This window comes from Azospirillum oryzae (assembly GCF_900177515.1).
GTDB classification, from domain to species: Bacteria; Pseudomonadota; Alphaproteobacteria; order Azospirillales; family Azospirillaceae; genus Azospirillum; species Azospirillum oryzae_A.
The window spans coordinates 459,699-479,432 of the sequence record NZ_FXAK01000005.1 but is presented as its reverse complement, the minus strand read 5'-3'; the positions used below and the strand labels follow the sequence as shown (position 1 = coordinate 479,432).

The following is a 19,734-nucleotide window of genomic DNA, read 5'->3' as shown; positions in this document are numbered from 1 at the left end:
CGAGGGGAGCGATGGCGGACGCGGCAGGTCATACGGTTCTGGCACGCCTGCAGGCCCTGCGGGCGGCGCCGGAACCGCTGGCGGCCCTGCTGGCCGACCTGCGCGGGATCGAACATGGCGGCGATCCCCGCTTCGCCATGACGCTCGACCATTATCTGCAAAGTTGGCTGGGCAGCCAGCCGCGCGAGGTGTTCCGGCTGGCCGGTCCCCGCCTGCTGATCCTGGCGCCGACCGATGCCGGCCCGCTGCTCGACGCCGGGGCGAAGGCACTGGGCCACATGCTGTTGTCCCACGGCTTCGGCACGCTTCACGCCACCCGCTACGACGTGGCGACGGAGGCGGAGCGGCTGTTCGCCGACCTGTTCCCCGACGACGCCACCGCCGCCCTGCGCGAGGCGGCGGAACGCGCGCCCACCGCCGCGCTTGCCCATCTGCTGGAGGTGGAGCGGGTGCTGCACGGCGCCGATGTCGACAGCATCGTCCGCGAGCAGCCGGTGTGGTCCTTCGCCACCGACCGCCCCACCGTGGTCGCCACCGAACTGGCGGTGTCGCTGGAGGAGTTGGAATCCCGCCTCTCCCTGTCGCTCCGGCGCGATTCCTGGCTGCGGCACGAGGTGGCGGTGCGGCTCGACCGCGGGCTGTTGCGCCATATCGCCCGTGACCGCGCCCACGACCCCCGCCCCTTCACCGTCGATCTGCACACGGCGACGGTGCTGGACGACGACTTCGAGGAACTGGCCCGCGCCATCCCGACGGAGATGCGCGGTCGGATCACCGCCGAGTTTCCCTGCTGGGAACTGACTCTCGCCCCGGCGCAGGTGGTCGCGGCGGCGGGACGGCTCAGCGATGCCGGATTCGCGGTGGCACCGGACCATGTGCCGCTGGCGGCGCTCGGCAGCCTGGATTTGGCCGGGCTGGAGCCCGTCTTCATCAAGACGCAGTGGATCCGCGGCACCACCGGCGCCGGAGACCTGCTCGCTGCCGCGGTCGCCCGGTTCGGCGCCGACCGGCTGGTGCTGTGGCGCTGCGACGAACCCTCGGCACTCGACACCGGGCGCGCCGCCGGGGTCACCCTTTTCCAGGGCCGCGCCGCCGATGCCGCAGCTGCCGCTCCCCGCCGCCTGACGGAGAGCCATCCCCGCCCCGTCGCGGAGGAGCCGGAAGAACTCTTGCCGCCTCCGGAAACGACGGAGCCCGCGCCGCCGCCCCGCCCCGGCCTGTTCGGCCGGCTGCTGGGCCGCGGCTGACCGCCGCACGGCGCAGCCATCCGCGCCCCGTGATTGACAGCCGGTCATTACGGGTTCCTAATAGTTAAAATGCTAACGAACAACGAAGGCGTCGGATGTCCATCCAAACGCCAACTCAAACACCCACCCAGGCGCCGCCCCAGACGCCCGGCAGACCGACTCCCGCCCCGGCGGCCTCTCGCTCTCCACGCCTGCTGAACGCCACCGTTTTTGGGCTTGTCGGGGCCTTCGGGTTGCTGTCCTACATCGGCATCGGCCATGGGATGGAGGCGCTGTGGAACCCCACCGGCGCGGTCATCATCGCCGGCGGCATCGCCGTCGCCGCCTTGATGGCCTTCCGGGCCAGCGAACTACGTACCGCCCTGGCGTCGCTCCGCGCGATCTTCCGTGACGACGAGTCCATCGCCCCCGACATCGCGGAGCTGGTGGCCTTCGCCCGCCTCTACCAGCGCGGCCAAATACAGCGGGCGGAGGAGCAGGGGACCAAGGCCGGCAGCCCCTTCCTGCGGCTGGGGTTGCAGCTGATCGCCGACGGCACGCCGGTCAACGACATCCTCCATGTGATGAACTGGCGCATCCAGAAGCTGATCGAGCGGGAATCGGTGCAATCGCGCCTGTACCGCACGCTGGCCGGTCTGGCGCCCGCCTTCGGGCTGCTGGCGACGCTGGTCGGGCTGATCGGCATGATGGCGCAGCTCGGCACCGCCACCATCTCGCAGGTGGGCGAGCATATGTCGGTGGCGCTGGTGGCGACGCTGTACGGCGTGGTGCTGGCCAACCTCGTCTTCAAGCCGATCGCCATCAAGCTGGAGCAGCGCACGGCGCGGCGCGTGGCGATGCTGAACGTGCTGCTGGAGGGCATCATCCTGGTGCGTCTCGGCCGCTCGCCGACGGTCATCGCCGAAGCACTCGCCGAGTTCGTGCGCGAGCGCGGGGACGAACTCCATGGCACCTCCTGAAGACGGGGTGCGGGACCGGGATCTGGCGCCGGACGACGCGCAGGACCTCGCCACCCCCACCTGGGCGACGAATTTCGGATCGAACGGCGGCCTGCTGCCCGCGGTGGCAGAAGAGGACCAGGAGATCTGGCTGCTCAGCTACTCCGACCTCGTCACGCTGCTGCTGTCGGTGTTCGTCATGTTGCTGGCGATCACCACGCTGAAGGACCAGCTTCCGACCACGCCGCAGCCGGAAACGCCTGCCGTCGCGCTCCACACGGCAACGCCGCTCCCGCCTCTGTTCGACGAGCCCGAACCGGCCGTGGTTCCCCAACCCGCTCTGCCGGAGCCGACCCAGCCCCCCGACCCGCGCCCGCGCCTGGATGACGGCGAGGTGGCGGTGACCGCCCCCGATCTGGTCGCGGCCCGGTGGCGCGAGGCCCTGGCCAAGCTGGGCGTGCCGCCCAGCGTGGCGGTGGACGTGCGGCAGAACCGCGTCGGCATCGTCATCGGCGACGGCATCCTCTTCGCCCCCGGACAGGCCGACCTGACTCCGGGCGGCGACGGGCTGCTGCGCCGGCTGGCCCCGACTCTGGCCGCGACCCGCGGTGAGGTGGTGGTGGAGGGGCACAGCGACTCCACGCCGATCGGCAACCGCCGCTTCCCCTCAAACTGGGAGCTATCGGGCGGCCGGGCGGCCAGCGTGGTCCGCCGGCTGATCGAGCTGGGATTGCCGGCGGACCGGCTGTCGGCGGTGGGCTACGCCGACACCCGGCCACTGTCCGCCGGCAGCGACCCGGCATCGCTGGCCCGCAACCGCCGCGTCGCCATCACAATCCGCGCCGACGGCATTCCGGCCGGCAATGACCCCGTCAGGGCGATTCCATAGGGGCAGGGTTTGATTTGACGCAATGCAGCGACATGGCGAAGGGGGCTATGCTGAGGTCTGGTGGTCGATCTGGTTGACGTATTGTCCTCCACCCCGATGGCGCCGCCCTTGGCGGAGGTTTCCCGGCGGAAACCTTCAACTGGGGCATTTCGGCGCCCCTTCCCCCGCCCGCCGGGGGAAGGTCGGGGAGGACTCTCCCCGCGGCACCGCCGTGGCCGCCACCATCCCGCACGGTTCCCGTCCCGCCCAACCGGCTGGAGTGACCATGTCCGCACAGCCTTCCACCCAATCGTCCGCCGACCAATCTGCCGCCCCGGCCGCCATAATTCCGGCCGCTGGGCAGGTGGTGGCCGTCCGCGGCTCGGTCATCGATCTCCGCTTTCCCGAAGCGGCGCTGCCGCCGCTGTTCGATGCGGTGGAGATCCTGTGGGACGGGCCGGAACGGCTGGTGGCGGAGGTGCAGAGCCATCTCGACGACTGCACCGTGCGCGCCATCGCTTTGCAGGGCACGTCGGGCCTGCAGCGCGGCACACCGGCCCGCTCCACCGGCGGTCCGCTGACCGCCCCGGTGGGCGACGCGGTATTGGGCCGGCTGCTCGACGTCATGGGGCTGGCGCGCGACGACGGGCCGGAACTGCCGCCCGACACCCCGCGCGCGCCGATCCACCGCGCCCCGCCACCACTCGCCCGCCGCAGCCCCCGCCGCGACCTGATGGAAACCGGCATCAAGGTGATCGATCTGCTCGCCCCGATGGCTCGCGGCGGCAAGGCCGCCATGTTCGGCGGCGCCGGGGTCGGCAAGACCGTGCTGGTGATGGAACTGATCCGCAAGATGGTGGAGCGCCACACCGGCATCTCCGTCTTTGCCGGCATCGGCGAACGCTCCCGCGAGGGGCAGGAGCTGTGGGAGGAAATGAAGCGCTCCGGCGTGCTCGACCGCACTGCGCTGGTCTTCGGCCAGATGAACGAGCCGCCGGGAGCCCGCTGGCGCGTCGGCCTGACCGCCCTGACCATCGCCGAGCATTTCCGCGACGAGGAACGGCGCGACGTGCTGTTGCTGATGGACAATGTCTTCCGCTTCGTCCAGGCCGGTGCCGAGGTGTCGGGCCTGCTGGGCCGCCTGCCGTCGCGCGTCGGCTACCAGCCTACGCTCGCCAGCGAGATCGCCGAGCTTGAGGAGCGAGTGGCCTCCACCCCCGGCGCGGTGGTGACGGCGATCCAGGCGGTCTATGTCCCGGCAGACGACTTCACCGATCCGGCGGTGGCGGAGCTGTTCAGCCATCTCGACAGCTCCATCGTGCTGTCGCGCGCCATGGCGGCGGAGGGGCTGTATCCGGCGGTCGATCCGCTGAGTTCCACCTCCAGCCTGCTCGACCCGCTGGTGGTGGGGGAGGCGCACTACCGGCTGGCGGAGGAGGTGCGCAAGACTATCGCCCATTACCGCGAATTGCAGGACGTCATCGCGCTGCTGGGCATGGAGGAGCTGAGCGCCGCCGACCGTCTGGCCGTGCGCCGCGCCCGCCGCCTGCAGCGGTTCCTGACCCAGCCCTTCATGGTGACGGAGGCCTTCACCGGCCATGCCGGGGTCAGCGTGCCGCTGGAGGAGACGCTGAAGGGCTGCCGCGCCATCCTGGATGGCGATTGCGACGACTGGGCCGAAAGCGCCTTCTTCATGACCGGAACCCTGGAGCAGATCCGCGAGCGCGACGGCGCCGGGAGGGTGGCATGAGCGACCTTTCGCTGATCATCACCACACCCACCTCCGTCGCCGCCCAACTCACCGGCCTCCGCCATCTGCGGGCGGAGGATGCCAGCGGCGCCTTCGGCATCTGGCCCGGCCATGCCGACCTGCTGACCGCCCTGGCGATCTCCGTCATCAGCTGGCGCGGCGCCGACGGGCGGGAGGGCCATTGCGCGGTGCGCGGGGGAGTGCTGACCATCCGCGACGGCGCCCGGATCGCCGTGGCGACGCGCGAGGCGGTGCCGGGCGACGATCTCCGCGCGCTGGAACATGACGTGCTCGCCCGCTTCCGCCGCAATGTGGAGGAGGAGGGGGAGGCGCGATCCGGCGCCCGCCGCATGCATCTGGCGGCGATCCGCCACATCCTGGCTTATCTCCGTCCCGACCGCCGCCGTTCGGAGAATCCCGGCGGGCCCTTCGCACCCACCCCCGACGGCGGGGAGGACGCGCCATGACCGACGAGCAGGACCCGCTTCCCGGCAGCGTCCGCCGCCGCCGCGAACGGCGGGAACATTGGTTGCGCGAAGGCGAACGGCCGATGGGCCGGAACCTGGCTCTGATCGGGGCGCTGGGCTGGCTGGTGATCGTGCCGACGCTGGCCGGCCTGTTCGCCGGGCGCTGGCTCGACGAGCGGGCCGGTGGCGGCATTTTTTGGACGGCGGCGCTGCTGTTCGCCGGCGTGGTGCTCGGCGGATGGCTCGCCTGGAACCGCATCGAACAGGAACGCTGACATGACGACCGCCCCCTTCCTTGTCCCCGTCGTGGCTGGGGCGCTGGCCGGTCTGGCGCTTGGCGTCCTGTTCTTCCGCGGGCTGGCGGCAACGGCACGGCTCTATGCGCTGGGCGGGGTCCGCCGGGCGGTGCCGCTCTATCTGCTGCGGCTGGCAGGGGCCACCGCCGGATTCACCATCGCTGCCGTCTGGGGTGGTGCGGAGGCGCTGCTGGCAATGCTCGCTGGATTCCAACTGGCCCGCAGCATCGTGGTACGGCGGGAGAAGCGGGCGCAGGAGGGGGCGCCATGACCGAATCGCCGCTGACGACGCCGGTGGTCTTCCTGCTGGGTCCGGTCCCGGTCACCCTGCCGGTCGTCGCCACCTGGGGGCTGATGGCGGTGATGGTGCTGGGCTCCGCGCTGGCGACCCGGCGGCTGCGGGTGGAGCGGCCCGGTCCGGTCCAGACCGTGCTGGAGCTGGTGGTGGAAACCCTGCGCCGGCAGATCGGTGAAACGATGCAGACCGACGCCACCCCCTTCCTGCCGCTGCTGGGCACGCTGTTCCTCTATCTGGCGGTCGCCAACCTGTCGGGGCTGGTGCCCGGCATGAAGGCGCCGACCGCCTTCCTGGAGACGGCGATGGCGCTGGCGCTGGTCGTGCTGCTGGCCTCCCAGGCGCTGGGCATCCGCCGGCGCGGCCTGTGGGCCTATCTGAAGGGCTTCGCCCACCCGACCCCGCTGCTGCTGCCACTGAACCTGCTGTCGGAACTGACGCGCGCCTTCTCGCTTTCGATCCGCCTGTTCGGCAACGTGATGAGTGGGGAGTTCGTGATCGCCATCGTGCTGTCGCTGGCCGGCCTGTTCGTGCCGGTGCCGCTGATGGCGCTGGAGCTGCTGCTGGGCCTCGTCCAGGCGTACATCTTCACCATTCTTGCCGCGGTCTTCATCGGCGGCGCCGTCGGAACAATCGAGAAAGGGTAGGAACCATGGACGTCCATGCCATCAGCATCCTCGGCGCCGCACTGGCGGTGTCGGTCGGCGCCATCGGCCCGGCATTGGCGGAGGGCCGCGCCGTCGCCGCCGCGATGGAGGCCATCGCCCGCCAGCCCGAGGCCGCCAACACCCTGTCGCGCACCCTGTTCGTCGGTCTGGCGATGATCGAGACCATGGCGATCTACTGCCTCGTCGTGGCGCTGCTCCTGCTGTTCGCCAACCCGTTCGCCTGAGCGCCGCAACCCCGAGGTCCGTCATGCACATCGACGGTTGGACGCTTCTGCTCCAGGCAGTCAATTTCCTGATCCTGGTCTGGCTGCTGCGCCGCTTCCTCTACCGCCCGGTCCTGGCGGTGATCGCGGAGAGGCAGGCTGCCACAGAGCGCGTCCGCAACGAGGCCGAGGCCGCGCGCCAAGCCGCCGAAACGGCGCGCGAAAGCCTGGAGGCGCAGCGCACCGCCCTGCCCGCCGAGCGCGACCGCCTGATCGCCGCCGCCCGCGCCGAAGCGGAGACCGAACGCACCGCCCTGCTGGACAAGGCGAGGGCAGAGGCCGACCACGCGCTGGAGGAGGCTCGCAGCCGGCTGGTCGACGAGCGGGCGCAGGCGCTGGACGCGCTGCAGCGCCATGCCGCCGATCTCGGCACACAACTGGCGACCCGGCTTCTGCGCGACGCCCCGTCCGGCGCCTTGACCCGCCCGCTGCTGGACGAGGCCTGCGTCGCAGTGGAGTCGCTGAGCGGCCCCCAGCGCCATGCGCTCGCCGACGGAAGCGATCCGGTGCCGGTGCGCCTTGCCGCCGCGTGCCCCCTGTCCGAAGACGACGCCGCTCGGGCGCGTGATCGGCTGGCGGCGGCGCTCGGCCGGCCGGTGGCGCTGGAGTTGGTCGAGGACCCGTCGCTGATCGCCGGGGTGGAACTGCATTTTGCCCATAGCGTCGTCCGCCGCAGCTGGAAACAGACTTTGGCCGAGGCGAAGGAGGAGATGACCCGTCATGACTCCGCAAGAAGCGCTGCCGACGCCCTCGCTTGAGGACGCGCTCGACGCCTGGGTGCCGGGCGCGCTGCGCCGGCTGGACGGGCTGGAGACGGCTGCGCGGCTGGAATCGGTCGGGCGTGTGGAGTCGGTCGGCGACGGCATCGCCCATGTCTCCGGCCTGCCCGACGTCCGGGTGGACGAGCTTCTGCTATTCCCCGGCGGCGTGGCCGGGCTCGCCATGGATCTGGACGACCGGATCGGCTGCGTCCTGCTCGGCGATGCCGGGACTGTCACCGCCGGCGGCACCGTCCACGGCACCGGCACGGTTCTGCGCGTGCCGGTCGGCGACACGCTGATGGGACGGGTGGTCGATCCGCTCGGCAATCCGCTGGACGACGGCCCCGCGGTGGAGGCCGAGCGGTGGGAGCCGGTGGAACGCCCCGCCCCCACCATCGCGGAGCGCGCGGCGGTGTCCGAACCGCTGCTGACCGGCACCGCGGTCATCGACGCCATGTTCCCGCTCGGCCGTGGCCAGCGCGAGTTGCTGATCGGCGACCGCGCCACCGGCAAGACCGCCATCGCGGTGGACGCCATCCTCAACCAGACCGACGGCGACGTGTTTTGCATTTATGTCGCCGTCGGGCAGAAGGCGTCGGGCGTGCGCGCGGCGATCGAGGCGGTACGCCAGGGCGGTGCGGCGGCGCGCACCCTGTTCGTCATCGCCGCCGCCGATTCCGCCCCCGGCCTGCAATGGCTGGCGCCCTATGCCGGCTTCACCATGGCCGAATATTTCCGCGACAGCGGCAGGCATGCGCTGGTCATCGTCGATGACCTGACCAAACATGCGGCGGTTCACCGCCAGATTTCCCTCCTGCTGCGCCGCCCGCCGGGGCGGGAGGCCTATCCGGGCGACGTCTTCTACCTGCACAGCCGCCTGCTGGAACGCGCGGCCAAGCTGACGCCGGCCAAGGGCGGCGGCTCGCTGACCGCCCTGCCCATCGCCGAAACCCAGAGCGGCAACCTATCGGCCTACATCCCGACCAATTTGATCTCCATCACCGACGGGCAGGTCTGCCTCGACGCCAAGCTGTTCTACGAGGGGCAGAAGCCGGCGGTGGACATCGGCCGCAGCGTGTCGCGCGTCGGCGGCAAGGCGCAGCCGCCGGTGCTGCGCAGCCTCGCCGAACCGCTGCGGCTCGACTATGCGCAGTTCCTTGAGCTGGAGGTCTTCACCCGCTTCGGCGGGCTGGTGGACGAGCGGACGCGCAAGGCGGTGGCGCACGGCCAGCGCATGCGGGCCCTGCTGGCCCAGCGCCACCTGTCGCCCCGGCCGCTGGCGGTCCAGGCGGCGCAACTGCTGGCGCTGGCCGACGGCACGCTGGACGGCTTAGCCCTGGAGGCGATCCCGCGATTTCAGGCGACACTCGCCACCCTGGTCGATGCCCGTCCGCCCAAGATCGGCGAAAAGCTGGATGATGCCACCAAGACGGCATTGCGCGACCTGATCGCCCAGGCGACGGCAGGTCTTGGCGGAGTCCCGTCATGACCGAGCGGCTGACGGAGGTCGAGGCGCGGAAGGCCAGCGTGCGGGATCTGGGGGCGGTGACCGACGTCATGCGCTCGCTCGCCGCCATGCGGCTGCAACAGGCGCTCGGCACGCTGTCTGGCACCCGCGCCTATGCCGAGGTGATCGCTGGGGCGCTGGCGCAGGCCGCCACGCTGCTGGATGACGCGCCGACACAGTGGCCGGTGAATGGGCATGGCCATTCCGCGCTCGTGCTGTTCGCGCCGGAGCACGGCTTCGTCGGCGCCTTCGCCGAACGGCTGGTCGAGATTGCGCTGACCGCCCCGCCCGGCTGTGCGTTGTGGGTCGTCGGCCAGCGCGGCGCCGCCCTGCTGGAGGAACGCGGCCGCCCGGCCACCTGGTGCACGGCGATGGCGACCAACACCGACGCCGTCACCGCCACCGCCCGGCGCATCGCCGACGCGCTCTATCGCGCGGCGGCGGACGGGCGGCTGGGCCGGGTGGAGCTGCTTTATGGCCGCACCAACGCGGGGGCGCCGCCGGAATTGGTGCGCCAGCCGCTGCTGCCGCTCGGCCTGCCGCGGGACGGTGCCCGGCCGGTGCCGCCGCTCATCAACATGCCGCCGAGGGAGCTGATCGCCCGGCTGGTGGACGAGTATGTCTTCGCCCTGCTGGCCGACGCCGCGATGGAAAGCTTTGCCGCGGAGAATGCCGCCCGCCTGACCACCATGATGACCGCCCGCCACAACATCGAAACCACGCTCGACGAACTGACCGCAACGGCGCGCCACCTGCGCCAGGAACAGGTCACGAATGAACTGATCGAGCTGGTGTCGGGGGCCGAGGCGATGGGGTGAGAGGGCGCGCGAACGCCACCAGCAGTTCCGCCGCCGCCAGGGCCGCGATCACCTCCGGCCGCTTGTCGCCGGTCAACGCGGCACCGATGGGACAGGTTAACTCCTCCAGCGCACCCGCGTCCCGTCCCCGCGCCCGGAACCAGCGCTCGAACTTCGCCCGCTTGGTCGCCGAGCCGATCATGCCGACATAGGCCGCATCGCCCCGGCGCAAGGCCGCTTCGGTGATTTCGAAATCCAGCGCGTGGCTGTGGGTCAGCACCAGATAGCCGGCCCCGGCGGGGGCGTTCGCCAGCGGGTCAAGCGGGCTGTCGGTCAGGATGCGCTCCACCCCGGCCGGGATCGTCTCGGGAAACTCCTGCGCCCGGCCGTCGATCCACTGCAGGCGCAGCGGCAGCGGGGCAAAGGTCGCCGCCATCGCACGCCCGACATGGCCGGCGCCGAACAGAAGCAGGGTGGGACGCGCCGTCAGTTCCCGGCGCTCCCGCTCCTGCAAAGCGGCGAAGGTGCCGGCATCGGCCCGTTCCAGACGCAGAACGACATGCCCGCCGCAGCACTGGCCGGTCGCCGGACCTAGGGGAAGGTCGAGCGTTTCCAGGGCGCTGCCGTCCTCCAGCATGCGCCGCGCGGTGGCGATCGCGGTCCATTCCAGCCGGCCGCCGCCGACGGTGCCGGCGCAGGCTTCCCGCCCTACCAGCATGCCGGCCCCCTCCTCGCGCGGGGTAGAGCCGCGCGCCTCGGCGACGGTGACGAGGATGGCGGGAGCGTCTTGGGAGAGCCAAGTGGAGAGCGTGGTGGAGAGCGTGGTCATGATTGAGGGGAAGCCGCCGCCCGCTCCCGCAATGCCGCGATGCAGCCCAGCACCCGCTCCGGCGTCGCCGGCGCATCCAGCCTCGGGCAGAAGCGATGCCCGGCGACGCTCGCCACCGCGTCCGATAGCGCGTGGAGCACCGACATGCCCAGCATGAAGGGCGGCTCGCCCACCGCCTTCGAGCGGAAGATGGTGTCCTCGCGGTTCGGCGCATTCTCCAGAAGCGCGACGTTGAAGATGCGCGGGCGGTCGGAGCAGGCCGGGATCTTGTAGGTGCTGGGCGCGTGGGTGCGCAGGCGGCCCTGCGCGTCCCACCACAGCTCCTCCATGGTCAGCCAGCCCATGCCCTGGACGAAGCCGCCCTCGATCTGCCCCCGGTCGATGGCCGGGTTCAGCGAGCGGCCGCAATCATGCAGGATGTCCACCCGGTCGACCACATACTCGCCAGTCAGCGTGTCCACCGTCACCTCGGCGCAGGCGGCGCCATAGGCGAAGTAATAGAAGGGCGTGCCGCGCCCGGCCGCGCGGTCCCAATGGATCTTCGGCGTCTTGTAGAAACCCGTGGCCGACAGCTGCACCCGCGCCATGTAGGCGGCGCGCACCAGATCGGCGAAGCTCATGTCGCGGTCGCCGACCAGCACCCGGTTGCGCTGGAACCGCACCGCGTCGGGCGCCACGCCCCAATTCTCGGCGGCAAACGCCACCAGCCGCTCCCGGATGGTGCGGGCCGCCGCCTGGGCCGCCTTGCCGTTCAGGTCGGAGCCGGACGACGCCGCGGTGGCCGAGGTGTTGGGCACCTTGCCGGTGTTGGTGGCGGTCGGGCGGATGGTGGAGATGTCGACCTGGAACTCCTCCGCCACCACCTGGGCGACCTTGGTGTAGAGCCCCTGCCCCATCTCGATTCCGCCATGGTTCAGCTGGATGCTGCCGTCGGTGTAGACATGGACCAGCGCGCCGGCCTGATTGTAGTGGCTGGCGGTGAAGGAGATGCCGAACTTCACCGGCGTCAGCGCCAGCCCCTTGCGCAGGATGCGGCTGCCGGCGTTGAAGGCGCGGATGTCCTCCCGCCGCTGCCAATAGCCGCTGCTTTCCTCCAGCTGCGCCACCAGTTCGGGCAGGATGTTGTCGGTGACGGTCTGGTGATAGGGAGTCAGATTCCGGTCTTCACTGCCGTAGAAGTTCCGCTTGCGGATCTCCAGCGGGTCCTTGCCCAGCGCGAAGGCGATCTCGTCGATCACCCGTTCCGCCGCGACCATGCCCTGCGGGCCGCCGAAGCCGCGGAAGGCGGTGTTGGACACCGTGTTGGTCTTCAGCGGCAGCGATTCCAGCCGCGCCGCCGGATAGAAATAGCCGTTGTCGGCATGGAACAGCGCGCGGTCGGTCACCGGCCCCGACAGGTCGGCGGCATAGCCGGCGCGGGCGGCGAACAGCATGTCCACGCCCTGGATCAGGCCGCTATCGTCGAAGCCGACGCGATAGTCGATCTCGAAATCATGCCGCTTGCCGGTGATCTGGAAATCGTCGTCGCGGTCGGGGCGCAGCTTGGCGGCGCGGCCGGTGCGCTTGGCGACCAGCGCGGTGCAGGCGGCGAACAGGTTGGACTGGGTCTCCTTGCCGCCGAAGCCGCCGCCCATCCGCCGCACCTCCACCGTCACCGCGGCGCTGGGCAGGTCCAGAACATGGGCGACGATGTGCTGCACCTCCGTCGGGTGCTGGGTGGAGACATGGATCAGCACCTCGCCATCCTCGCCCGGCACCGCCATGGCGATCTGGCTTTCCAGATAGAAATGCTCCTGCCCACCGATGGCGAGCCTGCCCTCCACGCGATGTGGAGCTTCGGCCAGCGCCGCATCGGCGTCACCCACCCGCAGCGTCATCGGCGCGGTGACCAAGGTCCGCTCGCCGTCGCGGGCGGCGGCGATGGTCAGGACGGCCGGCAGATCCTCATACTCGAGCACCGCCAGCTTGGCGGCGCGGCGGGCCTGATCGCGGGTTTCGGCGGCGACGGCGAAGATCGGCTGGCCGACATGCTCGACCAAGGTGGAGGCGAACAGCGGCTCGTCATGCTTGCCCATGCAGCCGATGTCGTTCACCCCCGGCACATCGGCGGCGGTGAAGACCGCCACCACGCCCGGCGCCTGCCTGACCGGCGACAGGTCAATGGAGCGGATGCGCGCATGCGCCCGGCTGCTGAGGCCCAGATAGACGTGCAGCAGTCCCGCCGGCTCGGCGATGTCGTCGACATAGACCGCCTCGCCGCTGACATGCTTGTGGGCGCTCTCGTGCCGACGCGGATCATGGACGGCACCCTGGATACGCTCCGGGGTGCTGACGGGTGCGATGGGGGTCGTGACGTCAGGCGCCATGGAATCAGGCATGTGCAAGCCTCCGGTCGCCGACCAGACGGGTCTCCGCCGCCGGGTCGCTGGTCTCGACATACAGCTTCATCAGCAAATTCGCGGCCACGGTGGAGCGATAGGCCGCACTGGCCCGCCAGTCCGACAGCGGCGCGTAGTCGTCCGCCAGCGCCTCCATGCCCTGGCGCACGGTCTCCTCGGTCCAATGACGGCCCAGCAGCACCACTTCGGCCCCGGCGGCCCGTTTCGGGGTGCCGGCCATGCCGCCGAAGGCGATGCGGATGTCGGCGACCCGCCCCTCGCCGTCCAGCGTCAGGCGGAAGGCGCCGCAGACGGCGGATATGTCCTGGTCGAAGCGCTTGGCGATCTTGTAGGCACGGAAGCGTTCGCCAGCCGCCGGTTTGGGCAGGATCACCGCCTCGACGAATTCGCCCTCGCGGCGGTCCTGCTTGCCGTATTCGATGAAGAACTCCTCCAGCGGCAGTTCGCGCGTCTCGGCGCCGCGCCGCAGCCGCAGGGTGGCGCCGCAGGCGATCAGGGCCGGCGGCGTGTCGCCGATGGGGGAGCCGTTGGCGATGTTGCCGCCGATGGTGCCCATGTTGCGCACCTGCTCCGCCCCGATGCGGCGGATCAGCTCACCGAAATCGGGATAGAGCGCGGCGATCCGCTCCGCCGCGTCGCTGTAGGTGACGCCGGCGCCGATCACCAGCGCGTCGCCGCGATCCTCGATCCGTCGCAGGTCGCGGACCCGGCCGGTGTAGATGACGGTCGCCAGCACGCGCTGGAACTTGGTCACCCACAGCCCGACGTCGGTCGCCCCCGCCACGATGGTGGCGCCGGGGTTGTCGAGCAGCAGCTGCGCCAGCTGCGGCACGGTGGCCGGCGCCAGGAAGCGGCGCCCGCCGGCGCCGACGCTGAGGATTTCCTCGTCGCGCAGGGCCTTCAGCTTCTCCGCCATCGCCGCGCGGTCGGCGAACCTGTCCGTGGTGCGGTCGCCCATCTCGTACATGGCATGGGCGGCACGGACGATCGGCTCATAACCGGTGCAGCGGCACAGGTTGCCGGCCAGCGCATCGTCGATCCTCTGTCCGTCCGGTCGCTCCTCGTTCAGGTAGAGCGCCAGCAGCGACATGACGAAGCCCGGCGTGCAGAAGCCGCATTGCGAGCCGTGGCAATCCACCATCGCCTGCTGTACCGGGTGCAGCGCGCCGTCCGGCCCCTTCAGATGCTCCACCGTCAGCAGCCGGCAGCCGTCCAGCGTGGCGAGGAAACGGATGCAGGCGTTCACCGCCTCGTAGCGCACCGTATCGCCGTCCAGCCGCCCGACCACCACGGTGCAGGCGCCGCAATCGCCCTCCGCACAGCCTTCCTTGGTGCCGACCCGCCGTTCCGACAGCCGCAGCCAGTCGAGCACCGTCAGGGTCGGATCGACCGCGTCGATCTCCCGAAGCTCGTCGCCGAGATAGAAGCGGAGGCGCTGGCGCATGGCTGCTCCCGATGAACTGGTGACGATGTGACGCAGTATTTCACCGACGTCGACTCTGTCACCAGATCGGCAGCAGGGGAAAGAGTTTCAAACGATTTGCAAAAGAGCGGCGGGGCGCGGACCTCCTGAGCTGTGATGAATCGCGTCCGGCGGGGAGGTGGAACAGCGTGAAACAGTCTGCGGCGGATGTTCCATCCTGTCTGACGGTCCGCCCACCTCACAGATGGCGGAAGGCAGCCTTTCCGCCCTGACGTTCCAGCGCCGAACCGAGGGTGGGATAGGGGTCGTCGGGGTTGAGGGTCCAGGGATAGACCCCCTTCGGCCCCGCCGCTTCCGGGCGGGCCAGGATCGCGGCAACGGCGCGGGGATCGGGCGCGGTGCGTTCCCGGAAGGCGCCGGGGATGCTGTCGTCGTCGAGTTCGGGGGCGATGTCGGCGGATGGGTCGGCGGATGGGTCTTCCGACGGCTGCCGGGTTTGCGGCTGTTGAGCCGGTTGGGCGGCAAGCCCTTCGAGGATACCGAGCCGGTCGGCCAGCCAGCGCACGGTCGACGGATCGCCGGAGGAGACCAGCCGCTCGATCTGCTCGACGACCAGACTGCGCAGCGAGGAGAGGCGCAGGTCGGCCTCGCGGCTCAGGGCCTGCCGCTCCCACCAAACCCTGTGACGGAAATCCTTGGAGCCGTAATAGGCCCGCCACAGGGTGGTGCGGCTGCAGCCCATGGCGCGGGCGACATAGAGGAAGCTGCTGCCGCGCGCCAGCATGCCGGCAGCCATAATCCATTGTTCCTCATGGAACTGCGATCCGGGGACCAGCGAGCCTTCGGAGGGCACCGGCGGCTCTTCGGCCCAGAGGGGGAAATGGTCGTTCTGAAGGGTACGGCTGTCGAGGGCCATGGCGTCGCTCCGCAAGGTGAAAGGGCATTTGCGGAGAGGTTATGGGATTTTGTTCCTTGGTTGGTGGATTTTGTGCAAAAGCGGGAGCGGGGACCGCCCTCGCCGCCCCTACGCATTCCCCTCCGGCGTCATCCCGGCCAGCCCCTCGCCGGCGCCGCCGGTGGTGCGCACCGACGCCAGCGTCAGCGCATGCCAATAGAGGTCCAGCAGGGCCGCCGGCATGCCGCCTTCCTCATGGCCCTCCATCGGCAGGATGGCGGCGGCGTGGGCCAGCGCCGCGGTGGCGGCGTTCGCGCTGCGCGATACGGCGTCGCCCAGCAACCCCAGCGTCTGCCCCAGCGCCGCAGCGTCGAAACGCAGCAGGGCCGGCGGCACGGTGATCTGCGCCTCGCCCCCACGCAGACGGCCGACGGCGATGTAGACATGCAGCAGGTCGGGCCGCTCCTCCGGCCGCAGCAGGGCGGCGACGATGCGGTTGCCGGTCAGCGGGCCGGTGCCGTCGAACTCGTACATCGTAGCGCGCTCGCCCTGCCGGGTGGCGGCGAGGCCGGCGAGGCGGGCGGTCAGAGGCTCCACGGCGCGGCGGTTGGCCTCGTCGAACAAAGCGGGGTGGCTGCCGCCTTCGCTCAGCACCACCAGCGGGGCGTCGGTTGCCGCGGCGGCCGCCAGCAGGCGGGCCAGCACGGCGAAGGGATCGGTGCCCGCCTCAGCCGCTTCCGCTTCCAGCAGGCCGGCGCCGCGGCGAAGCACGGCCTCCGCAAAGCTGATGTCGATGTCCATGGCCGAGCCCTCCTCGCTGACGACGGCGCTCTTTTTAGGCCGGGGCGCCCCGTCCGCTCAATGGTAACCGAAGGCGCCCGTCACCTTTCCGCGGAAGATCCAGTAGGAATAGGCGGTGTAGCCCAGGATCGCCGGGATCAGGAAGGCCATGCCGACCAGCAGGAACACCTGCGTCTCCGGCGGGGCCGCCGCCTCCCACACGGTGACGCCCGGCGGGATCAGGTGCGGCCACAGGCTGATGGCGAGGCCGAGATAGGACAGGCCGAACAGCGCCATCGACAGCACGAAGGGCGCCACGTCCCGGCTTCTGTCGATGGCCCGCCACAGGGCGACGGCCAGCACCGCCGTGAGGATGGGCACCGGCGACAGGAAGATCAGGTTGGGCAGGGAGAACCAGCGCTCGGCGATCTGCGGCAGCAGGAAGGGCGTCCACAGGCTGACCACCGCCACGCCGGCCAGCACCACCAGCATCAGCATCCGCGCCATGCGGAAGCACCAGTCCTGCAGCGGCCCGATGGTCCGCCAGATCAGCCATGTCGCCCCGAGCAGCGCATAACCCACCACCAGCGCCACCCCGCAGAACAGGCTGAAGGGCGACAGCCAGTGCAGCATGCCGCCGACGAACTGCCTGCCGTAGACCGGAATCCCCTGGATGAAGGACCCCAGCACGACACCCTGCGCGAATGTGGCCAGCAGCGATCCCAGGAAGAAGGAGCGGTTCCACCAATGCCGCCCCGCCCGCGCCTTGAACCGGAACTCGAAGGCGACGCCGCGGAAGATCAGGGCGATCAGCATGACCAGCAGCGGCAGATACATCGCCGGCAGAACCACGGCATAGGCGATGGGAAAGGCGGCGAACAGGCCGGCCCCGCCCAGCACCAGCCAAGTCTCGTTGAAGTCCCAGACCGGCGCCACCGTGTTCATCATGGTGTCGCGGTCCTCCTCCGTCGGGGCGAAGGGATAGAGGATGCCGATGCCCAGATCGAAGCCGTCCATCAGCACATACATGAACACCGCGAAGCCGACGATCCCGACCCAGATCAGGGTCAGCAGGCTTCCTTCCGCTATTTCCTGCATCGGGCTTACTCCGCGGCTTCGATGGACTGGTCGGTGGCCGACAGCGGCCGTTTCGGGCTCTGTGCCTCCGGCGGCTGGGGCGCGTCGTGGATGTGGGTCGGGCCGGTGCGCAGCAGGCGGATCAGGTAATAGGTGCCGGCGCCATAGATCAGCGTGTAGGCGACGACGAAGGACAGCAGCGAGATCAGCGCCGCCTCCGTCGTCAGAGACGGTGTAACCGCATCGGCCGTTTTGAGATGGCCGTAGACGACCCAGGGCTGGCGCCCGATCTCGGTGGTGAACCAGCCGGCCAGGATGGCGATGAAGCCGATGGGCATGCAGCCGACCAGCACGCGCAGGAACCAGTCGGTGGTGAACAGCTGGCCGCGGAAACGCAGCACCAGATGAACCACCGCCACCGTCAGCATCAGCAGGCCGATGCCGACCATCAGGCGGAAGGTCCAGAAGATGATGCGCGGGTCGGGCCGCTCGTCGGCCGGGAACTGCTTCAGGCCGGGGACCGTGCCGTTGAAGTCATGGGTCAGGATCAGGCTGGACAGGGCAGGGATGCCGACCTCCAGATGGTTGGTCTCCTTCTCCACGTCGGGGATGGCGAACAGCACCAGCGGCGCGCGCGGGCCGCCCTCCCAATTGCCCTCCATCGCGGCGATCTTGGCCGGCTGATGCTCCAGCGTGTTCAGCCCATGCTCGTCGCCGAGGAAAATCTGCAGGGGCGCCAGCACGGTGATGAGGGCCAGCGCCATGCCGAGACCCAGCCTCGCATGGTCGAGATGCCGGCGCTTCAGCAGGTAGAAGGCGCTGATGCCGGCGACGACGAAGCTGGTGGTCAGGAACATCGCCGTCACCATATGGGCGAGGCGATAGGGGAAGGACGGGTTGAACACCACCTGCCACCAATCGGTGACGAAGTAGCGGCCGTCCCGGATCTCGAACCCCGCCGGAGTGTGCATCCAGCTGTTGGCCGACAGGATCCAGAAGGACGACAGCAGCGTGCCCAGCGCCACCAGACAGGCCGCCATCAGATGAATCCCGCGCGGCACCCGGTCGCGCCCGAACAGCAGGATGCCGAGGAAGGCGGCCTCCAGGAAGAAGGCGGTCACCACCTCGTACTGGATCAGCGGGCCAAGGACGTTGCCCACGGTGTCGGACCAGCGGCTCCAGTTGGTGCCGAACTGATAGGACATGACGATGCCCGACACCACGCCCAGCCCGAAGGACAGCGCGAAGATGCGCGTCCAGAACTCCGACAGGCTGCGGTAGATGCCCTTGCCGGTGCCCACCCACAGCGCTTCCAACAGCGCGATCCAGCAGGCAAGTCCCACCGTGAAGCTGGGGAACAGGATGTGGAAGGAGATCGTGAACGCGAACTGGATTCGCGACAGGATCAACGGGTCGAGGTCCATGGCCGCCGCCTCTTGTGTTTGGGCGCGATGATACGCCGGCACCGGAACAATAGCCGGCGCCGGCCTGGCAGGAGGCGATGTAGGGTGGGCGACTGCCGCGGAAAGGGGGACTAGTCTTTCAGTGTTAAACCCGACAGAACAAGGTATTATGGAGCCGCCATAGCGATACGTCCGTCGATTTGTGTTCGCCTGCAGGAACTGATCGACGAGGTAGCCGCTCGCCCCGTGAAGCTCGACACCGCCGAACCCAGCGCCGAGCTTCAAAGGTGAAAAGGGAGCTGATCAGGCCATCGACAGATCCCCTGTCACACCACGTCGATGTCGAGGAAGTCGATGGCAACCGCCACGCGCTCGCGCAGGGGCAGGTTGTTCTCGCCGATCGCATATACGCGCCGCTTGGTCGGGAAGACGAAACCGCCGAACGTCTTGTGTTCCGTCGCATAATTGGCGCTCGACGTTCCGCCCAGGACATCGGCGCTGTAGTCATGACGCTGAAGAATCCCCGAGGCATCGAAATAGAAGGTCTGCTCGGTCGAGTGCGTCTCGATGCCCGACGGGAACGTCACCTTCAGACGGCGCCACGTCTCTCCCTCTTCCGTCGCCCACGGTTCGACTTCCTCGCTCTTGACCCCCGGGAGCTTGAAGAGAAAGGGCGTGGTCAGATAGGTCCACATGGCGTAGCCGGTGAAGTAGATCAGATGCTGGGCATCCCACGGCGTCGTCAGGGTATGGCCCGCGAACGCCTTCCTCGGTTCCTCACGCTGCTCGACGACCTCCCCGCCATCGGTCACGACCGCCGTGCGCCCGGCGTCGAATAGCGTGTGCCGACCAGCCTGGACGAAGGGCGAATATTCGGTGTGCTGCCTATGAGGGTCAATCGAGACCTGGGCGTCCTTGAAAACGTCCGGCCAGCCCTTGAGGGGCCAGACGCCGCCGCCGATCGAGACATGCGCGCTCACCGTCCTGAGCGTCTGCCAGCGGTCCCAACCGCCATGCGCTGAAACAGCAAGTTCCAACAGGTCACTCATTCCGTGTCTCCGTTTCCGACAC

The 19,734-nt window shown here is 69.7% G+C and carries 20 protein-coding genes and 1 pseudogene; 12 read left to right on the top strand and 9 right to left on the bottom strand.

Going from position 1 to position 19,734, the window contains the following annotated elements:
• Positions 1 to 11: 11 nt before the first annotated feature.
• The 12 genes from B9N97_RS10585 (at position 12) to B9N97_RS10530 (ending at position 9,878) form a co-directional block, all read left to right on the top strand.
• Positions 12 to 1,247, top strand: coding sequence for a hypothetical protein (locus B9N97_RS10585; RefSeq protein ID WP_085086091.1), 1,236 nt, complete (start codon positions 12 to 14; stop codon positions 1,245 to 1,247).
• A 95-nt stretch (positions 1,248 to 1,342) separates the two neighbouring features.
• Positions 1,343 to 2,206: a motility protein A gene (locus tag B9N97_RS10580; RefSeq protein WP_085086089.1), complete on the top strand. Its 864-nt coding sequence runs from the start codon at positions 1,343 to 1,345 to the stop codon at positions 2,204 to 2,206.
• A complete protein-coding gene (locus B9N97_RS10575; RefSeq protein WP_085086087.1) occupies positions 2,193 to 3,074 on the top strand; it encodes an OmpA family protein in 882 nt (293 codons plus the stop codon). Before B9N97_RS10580 ends, B9N97_RS10575 begins: the two co-directional genes overlap by 14 nt.
• 265 nt (positions 3,075 to 3,339) lie before the next feature.
• Positions 3,340 to 4,803, top strand: a complete 1,464-nt coding sequence (gene atpD, locus B9N97_RS10570; RefSeq protein WP_085086085.1) for a F0F1 ATP synthase subunit beta — start codon at positions 3,340 to 3,342, stop codon at positions 4,801 to 4,803.
• Positions 4,800 to 5,270 (top strand): F0F1 ATP synthase subunit epsilon, encoded by a 471-nt coding sequence (locus B9N97_RS10565; RefSeq protein WP_085086083.1) that lies wholly within the window; start codon positions 4,800 to 4,802, stop codon positions 5,268 to 5,270. The genes atpD and B9N97_RS10565 overlap by 4 nt, the downstream gene beginning before the upstream one ends.
• Positions 5,267 to 5,545 carry an AtpZ/AtpI family protein gene (locus tag B9N97_RS10560; RefSeq protein ID WP_085086081.1) on the top strand — a complete coding sequence of 93 codons (279 nt, stop codon included), beginning with the start codon at positions 5,267 to 5,269 and terminating at the stop codon, positions 5,543 to 5,545. Before B9N97_RS10565 ends, B9N97_RS10560 begins: the two co-directional genes overlap by 4 nt.
• A gap of 1 nt (position 5,546) precedes the next feature.
• Positions 5,547 to 5,837: an N-ATPase subunit AtpR gene (locus B9N97_RS10555; protein WP_085086079.1), complete on the top strand. Its 291-nt coding sequence runs from the start codon at positions 5,547 to 5,549 to the stop codon at positions 5,835 to 5,837.
• Positions 5,834 to 6,508, top strand: a complete 675-nt coding sequence (locus B9N97_RS10550) for a F0F1 ATP synthase subunit A (RefSeq protein ID WP_085086077.1) — start codon at positions 5,834 to 5,836, stop codon at positions 6,506 to 6,508. The genes B9N97_RS10555 and B9N97_RS10550 overlap by 4 nt, the downstream gene beginning before the upstream one ends.
• A gap of 5 nt (positions 6,509 to 6,513) precedes the next feature.
• Complete coding sequence (locus B9N97_RS10545; protein ID WP_012977203.1) at positions 6,514 to 6,753, top strand: F0F1 ATP synthase subunit C; 240 nt, start codon at positions 6,514 to 6,516, stop codon at positions 6,751 to 6,753.
• Positions 6,754 to 6,776: 23 nt separating this feature from the next.
• Complete coding sequence (locus B9N97_RS10540; protein WP_085086075.1) at positions 6,777 to 7,550, top strand: F0F1 ATP synthase subunit delta; 774 nt, start codon at positions 6,777 to 6,779, stop codon at positions 7,548 to 7,550.
• Complete coding sequence (locus tag B9N97_RS10535) at positions 7,513 to 9,042, top strand: F0F1 ATP synthase subunit alpha (RefSeq protein WP_085086073.1); 1,530 nt, start codon at positions 7,513 to 7,515, stop codon at positions 9,040 to 9,042. Before B9N97_RS10540 ends, B9N97_RS10535 begins: the two co-directional genes overlap by 38 nt.
• Entirely contained in the window at positions 9,039 to 9,878 is an 840-nt protein-coding gene (locus tag B9N97_RS10530; RefSeq protein ID WP_085086071.1) for a F0F1 ATP synthase subunit gamma, read from the top strand. Before B9N97_RS10535 ends, B9N97_RS10530 begins: the two co-directional genes overlap by 4 nt.
• On the opposite strand, the gene xdhC is transcribed toward B9N97_RS10530, so the two are convergent.
• From xdhC to B9N97_RS10490, 9 genes and pseudogenes are all read right to left on the bottom strand, one after another.
• Entirely contained in the window at positions 9,829 to 10,686 is an 858-nt protein-coding gene (gene xdhC, locus B9N97_RS10525) for a xanthine dehydrogenase accessory protein XdhC (RefSeq protein ID WP_085086069.1), read from the bottom strand. The two genes, B9N97_RS10530 and xdhC, sit on opposite strands and share 50 nt — an antisense overlap.
• Entirely contained in the window at positions 10,683 to 13,064 is a 2,382-nt protein-coding gene (xdhB, locus tag B9N97_RS10520; protein ID WP_208621190.1) for a xanthine dehydrogenase molybdopterin binding subunit, read from the bottom strand. Before xdhB ends, xdhC begins: the two co-directional genes overlap by 4 nt.
• Complete coding sequence (xdhA, locus tag B9N97_RS10515) at positions 13,057 to 14,529, bottom strand: xanthine dehydrogenase small subunit (RefSeq protein ID WP_085086068.1); 1,473 nt, start codon at positions 14,527 to 14,529, stop codon at positions 13,057 to 13,059. Before xdhA ends, xdhB begins: the two co-directional genes overlap by 8 nt.
• 217 nt (positions 14,530 to 14,746) lie before the next feature.
• Entirely contained in the window at positions 14,747 to 15,424 is a 678-nt protein-coding gene (locus B9N97_RS10510) for a hypothetical protein (RefSeq protein WP_085086066.1), read from the bottom strand.
• A gap of 108 nt (positions 15,425 to 15,532) precedes the next feature.
• Positions 15,533 to 16,204, bottom strand: coding sequence for a hypothetical protein (locus tag B9N97_RS10505; RefSeq protein WP_085086064.1), 672 nt, complete (start codon positions 16,202 to 16,204; stop codon positions 15,533 to 15,535).
• Positions 16,205 to 16,261: 57 nt separating this feature from the next.
• Positions 16,262 to 17,281: a cytochrome d ubiquinol oxidase subunit II gene (cydB, locus tag B9N97_RS10500; RefSeq protein WP_085086062.1), complete on the bottom strand. Its 1,020-nt coding sequence runs from the start codon at positions 17,279 to 17,281 to the stop codon at positions 16,262 to 16,264.
• Positions 17,282 to 17,286: 5 nt separating this feature from the next.
• On the bottom strand, positions 17,287 to 18,684 hold the full coding sequence (locus tag B9N97_RS10495) for a cytochrome ubiquinol oxidase subunit I (protein ID WP_143266640.1): 1,398 nt from the start codon (positions 18,682 to 18,684) through the stop codon (positions 17,287 to 17,289).
• A 159-nt stretch (positions 18,685 to 18,843) separates the two neighbouring features.
• Positions 18,844 to 18,948 (bottom strand): annotated as a pseudogene (locus tag B9N97_RS37010) (hypothetical protein); the annotation flags it as partial.
• 41 nt (positions 18,949 to 18,989) lie between these two features.
• A complete protein-coding gene (locus B9N97_RS10490; RefSeq protein ID WP_085086058.1) occupies positions 18,990 to 19,712 on the bottom strand; it encodes a hypothetical protein in 723 nt (240 codons plus the stop codon).
• Positions 19,713 to 19,734 lie beyond the last annotated feature (22 nt).

What these genes read in the sequence shown, in the direction of transcription:
- B9N97_RS10575 (WP_085086087.1), top strand. Translation starts at nt 2,193, where the DNA reads ATGGCACCTCCTGAAGACGGGGTGCGGGACCGGGATCTGGCGCCGGAC.
- B9N97_RS10505 (WP_085086064.1), bottom strand. Translation starts at nt 16,204, where the DNA reads ATGGACATCGACATCAGCTTTGCGGAGGCCGTGCTTCGCCGCGGCGCC.
- B9N97_RS10580 (WP_085086089.1), top strand. Translation starts at nt 1,343, where the DNA reads ATGTCCATCCAAACGCCAACTCAAACACCCACCCAGGCGCCGCCCCAG.
- B9N97_RS10550 (WP_085086077.1), top strand. Translation starts at nt 5,834, where the DNA reads ATGACCGAATCGCCGCTGACGACGCCGGTGGTCTTCCTGCTGGGTCCG.
- B9N97_RS10560 (WP_085086081.1), top strand. Translation starts at nt 5,267, where the DNA reads ATGACCGACGAGCAGGACCCGCTTCCCGGCAGCGTCCGCCGCCGCCGC.
- xdhB (WP_208621190.1), bottom strand. Translation starts at nt 13,064, where the DNA reads ATGCCTGATTCCATGGCGCCTGACGTCACGACCCCCATCGCACCCGTC.
- B9N97_RS10565 (WP_085086083.1), top strand. Translation starts at nt 4,800, where the DNA reads ATGAGCGACCTTTCGCTGATCATCACCACACCCACCTCCGTCGCCGCC.
- atpD (WP_085086085.1), top strand. Translation starts at nt 3,340, where the DNA reads ATGTCCGCACAGCCTTCCACCCAATCGTCCGCCGACCAATCTGCCGCC.
- B9N97_RS10545 (WP_012977203.1), top strand. Translation starts at nt 6,514, where the DNA reads ATGGACGTCCATGCCATCAGCATCCTCGGCGCCGCACTGGCGGTGTCG.
- xdhA (WP_085086068.1), bottom strand. Translation starts at nt 14,529, where the DNA reads ATGCGCCAGCGCCTCCGCTTCTATCTCGGCGACGAGCTTCGGGAGATC.
- B9N97_RS10540 (WP_085086075.1), top strand. Translation starts at nt 6,777, where the DNA reads ATGCACATCGACGGTTGGACGCTTCTGCTCCAGGCAGTCAATTTCCTG.
- cydB (WP_085086062.1), bottom strand. Translation starts at nt 17,281, where the DNA reads ATGCAGGAAATAGCGGAAGGAAGCCTGCTGACCCTGATCTGGGTCGGG.
- B9N97_RS10555 (WP_085086079.1), top strand. Translation starts at nt 5,547, where the DNA reads ATGACGACCGCCCCCTTCCTTGTCCCCGTCGTGGCTGGGGCGCTGGCC.
- xdhC (WP_085086069.1), bottom strand. Translation starts at nt 10,686, where the DNA reads ATGACCACGCTCTCCACCACGCTCTCCACTTGGCTCTCCCAAGACGCT.
- B9N97_RS10535 (WP_085086073.1), top strand. Translation starts at nt 7,513, where the DNA reads ATGACTCCGCAAGAAGCGCTGCCGACGCCCTCGCTTGAGGACGCGCTC.
- B9N97_RS10585 (WP_085086091.1), top strand. Translation starts at nt 12, where the DNA reads ATGGCGGACGCGGCAGGTCATACGGTTCTGGCACGCCTGCAGGCCCTG.
- B9N97_RS10530 (WP_085086071.1), top strand. Translation starts at nt 9,039, where the DNA reads ATGACCGAGCGGCTGACGGAGGTCGAGGCGCGGAAGGCCAGCGTGCGG.
- B9N97_RS10495 (WP_143266640.1), bottom strand. Translation starts at nt 18,684, where the DNA reads ATGGACCTCGACCCGTTGATCCTGTCGCGAATCCAGTTCGCGTTCACG.
- B9N97_RS10490 (WP_085086058.1), bottom strand. Translation starts at nt 19,712, where the DNA reads ATGAGTGACCTGTTGGAACTTGCTGTTTCAGCGCATGGCGGTTGGGAC.
- B9N97_RS10510 (WP_085086066.1), bottom strand. Translation starts at nt 15,424, where the DNA reads ATGGCCCTCGACAGCCGTACCCTTCAGAACGACCATTTCCCCCTCTGG.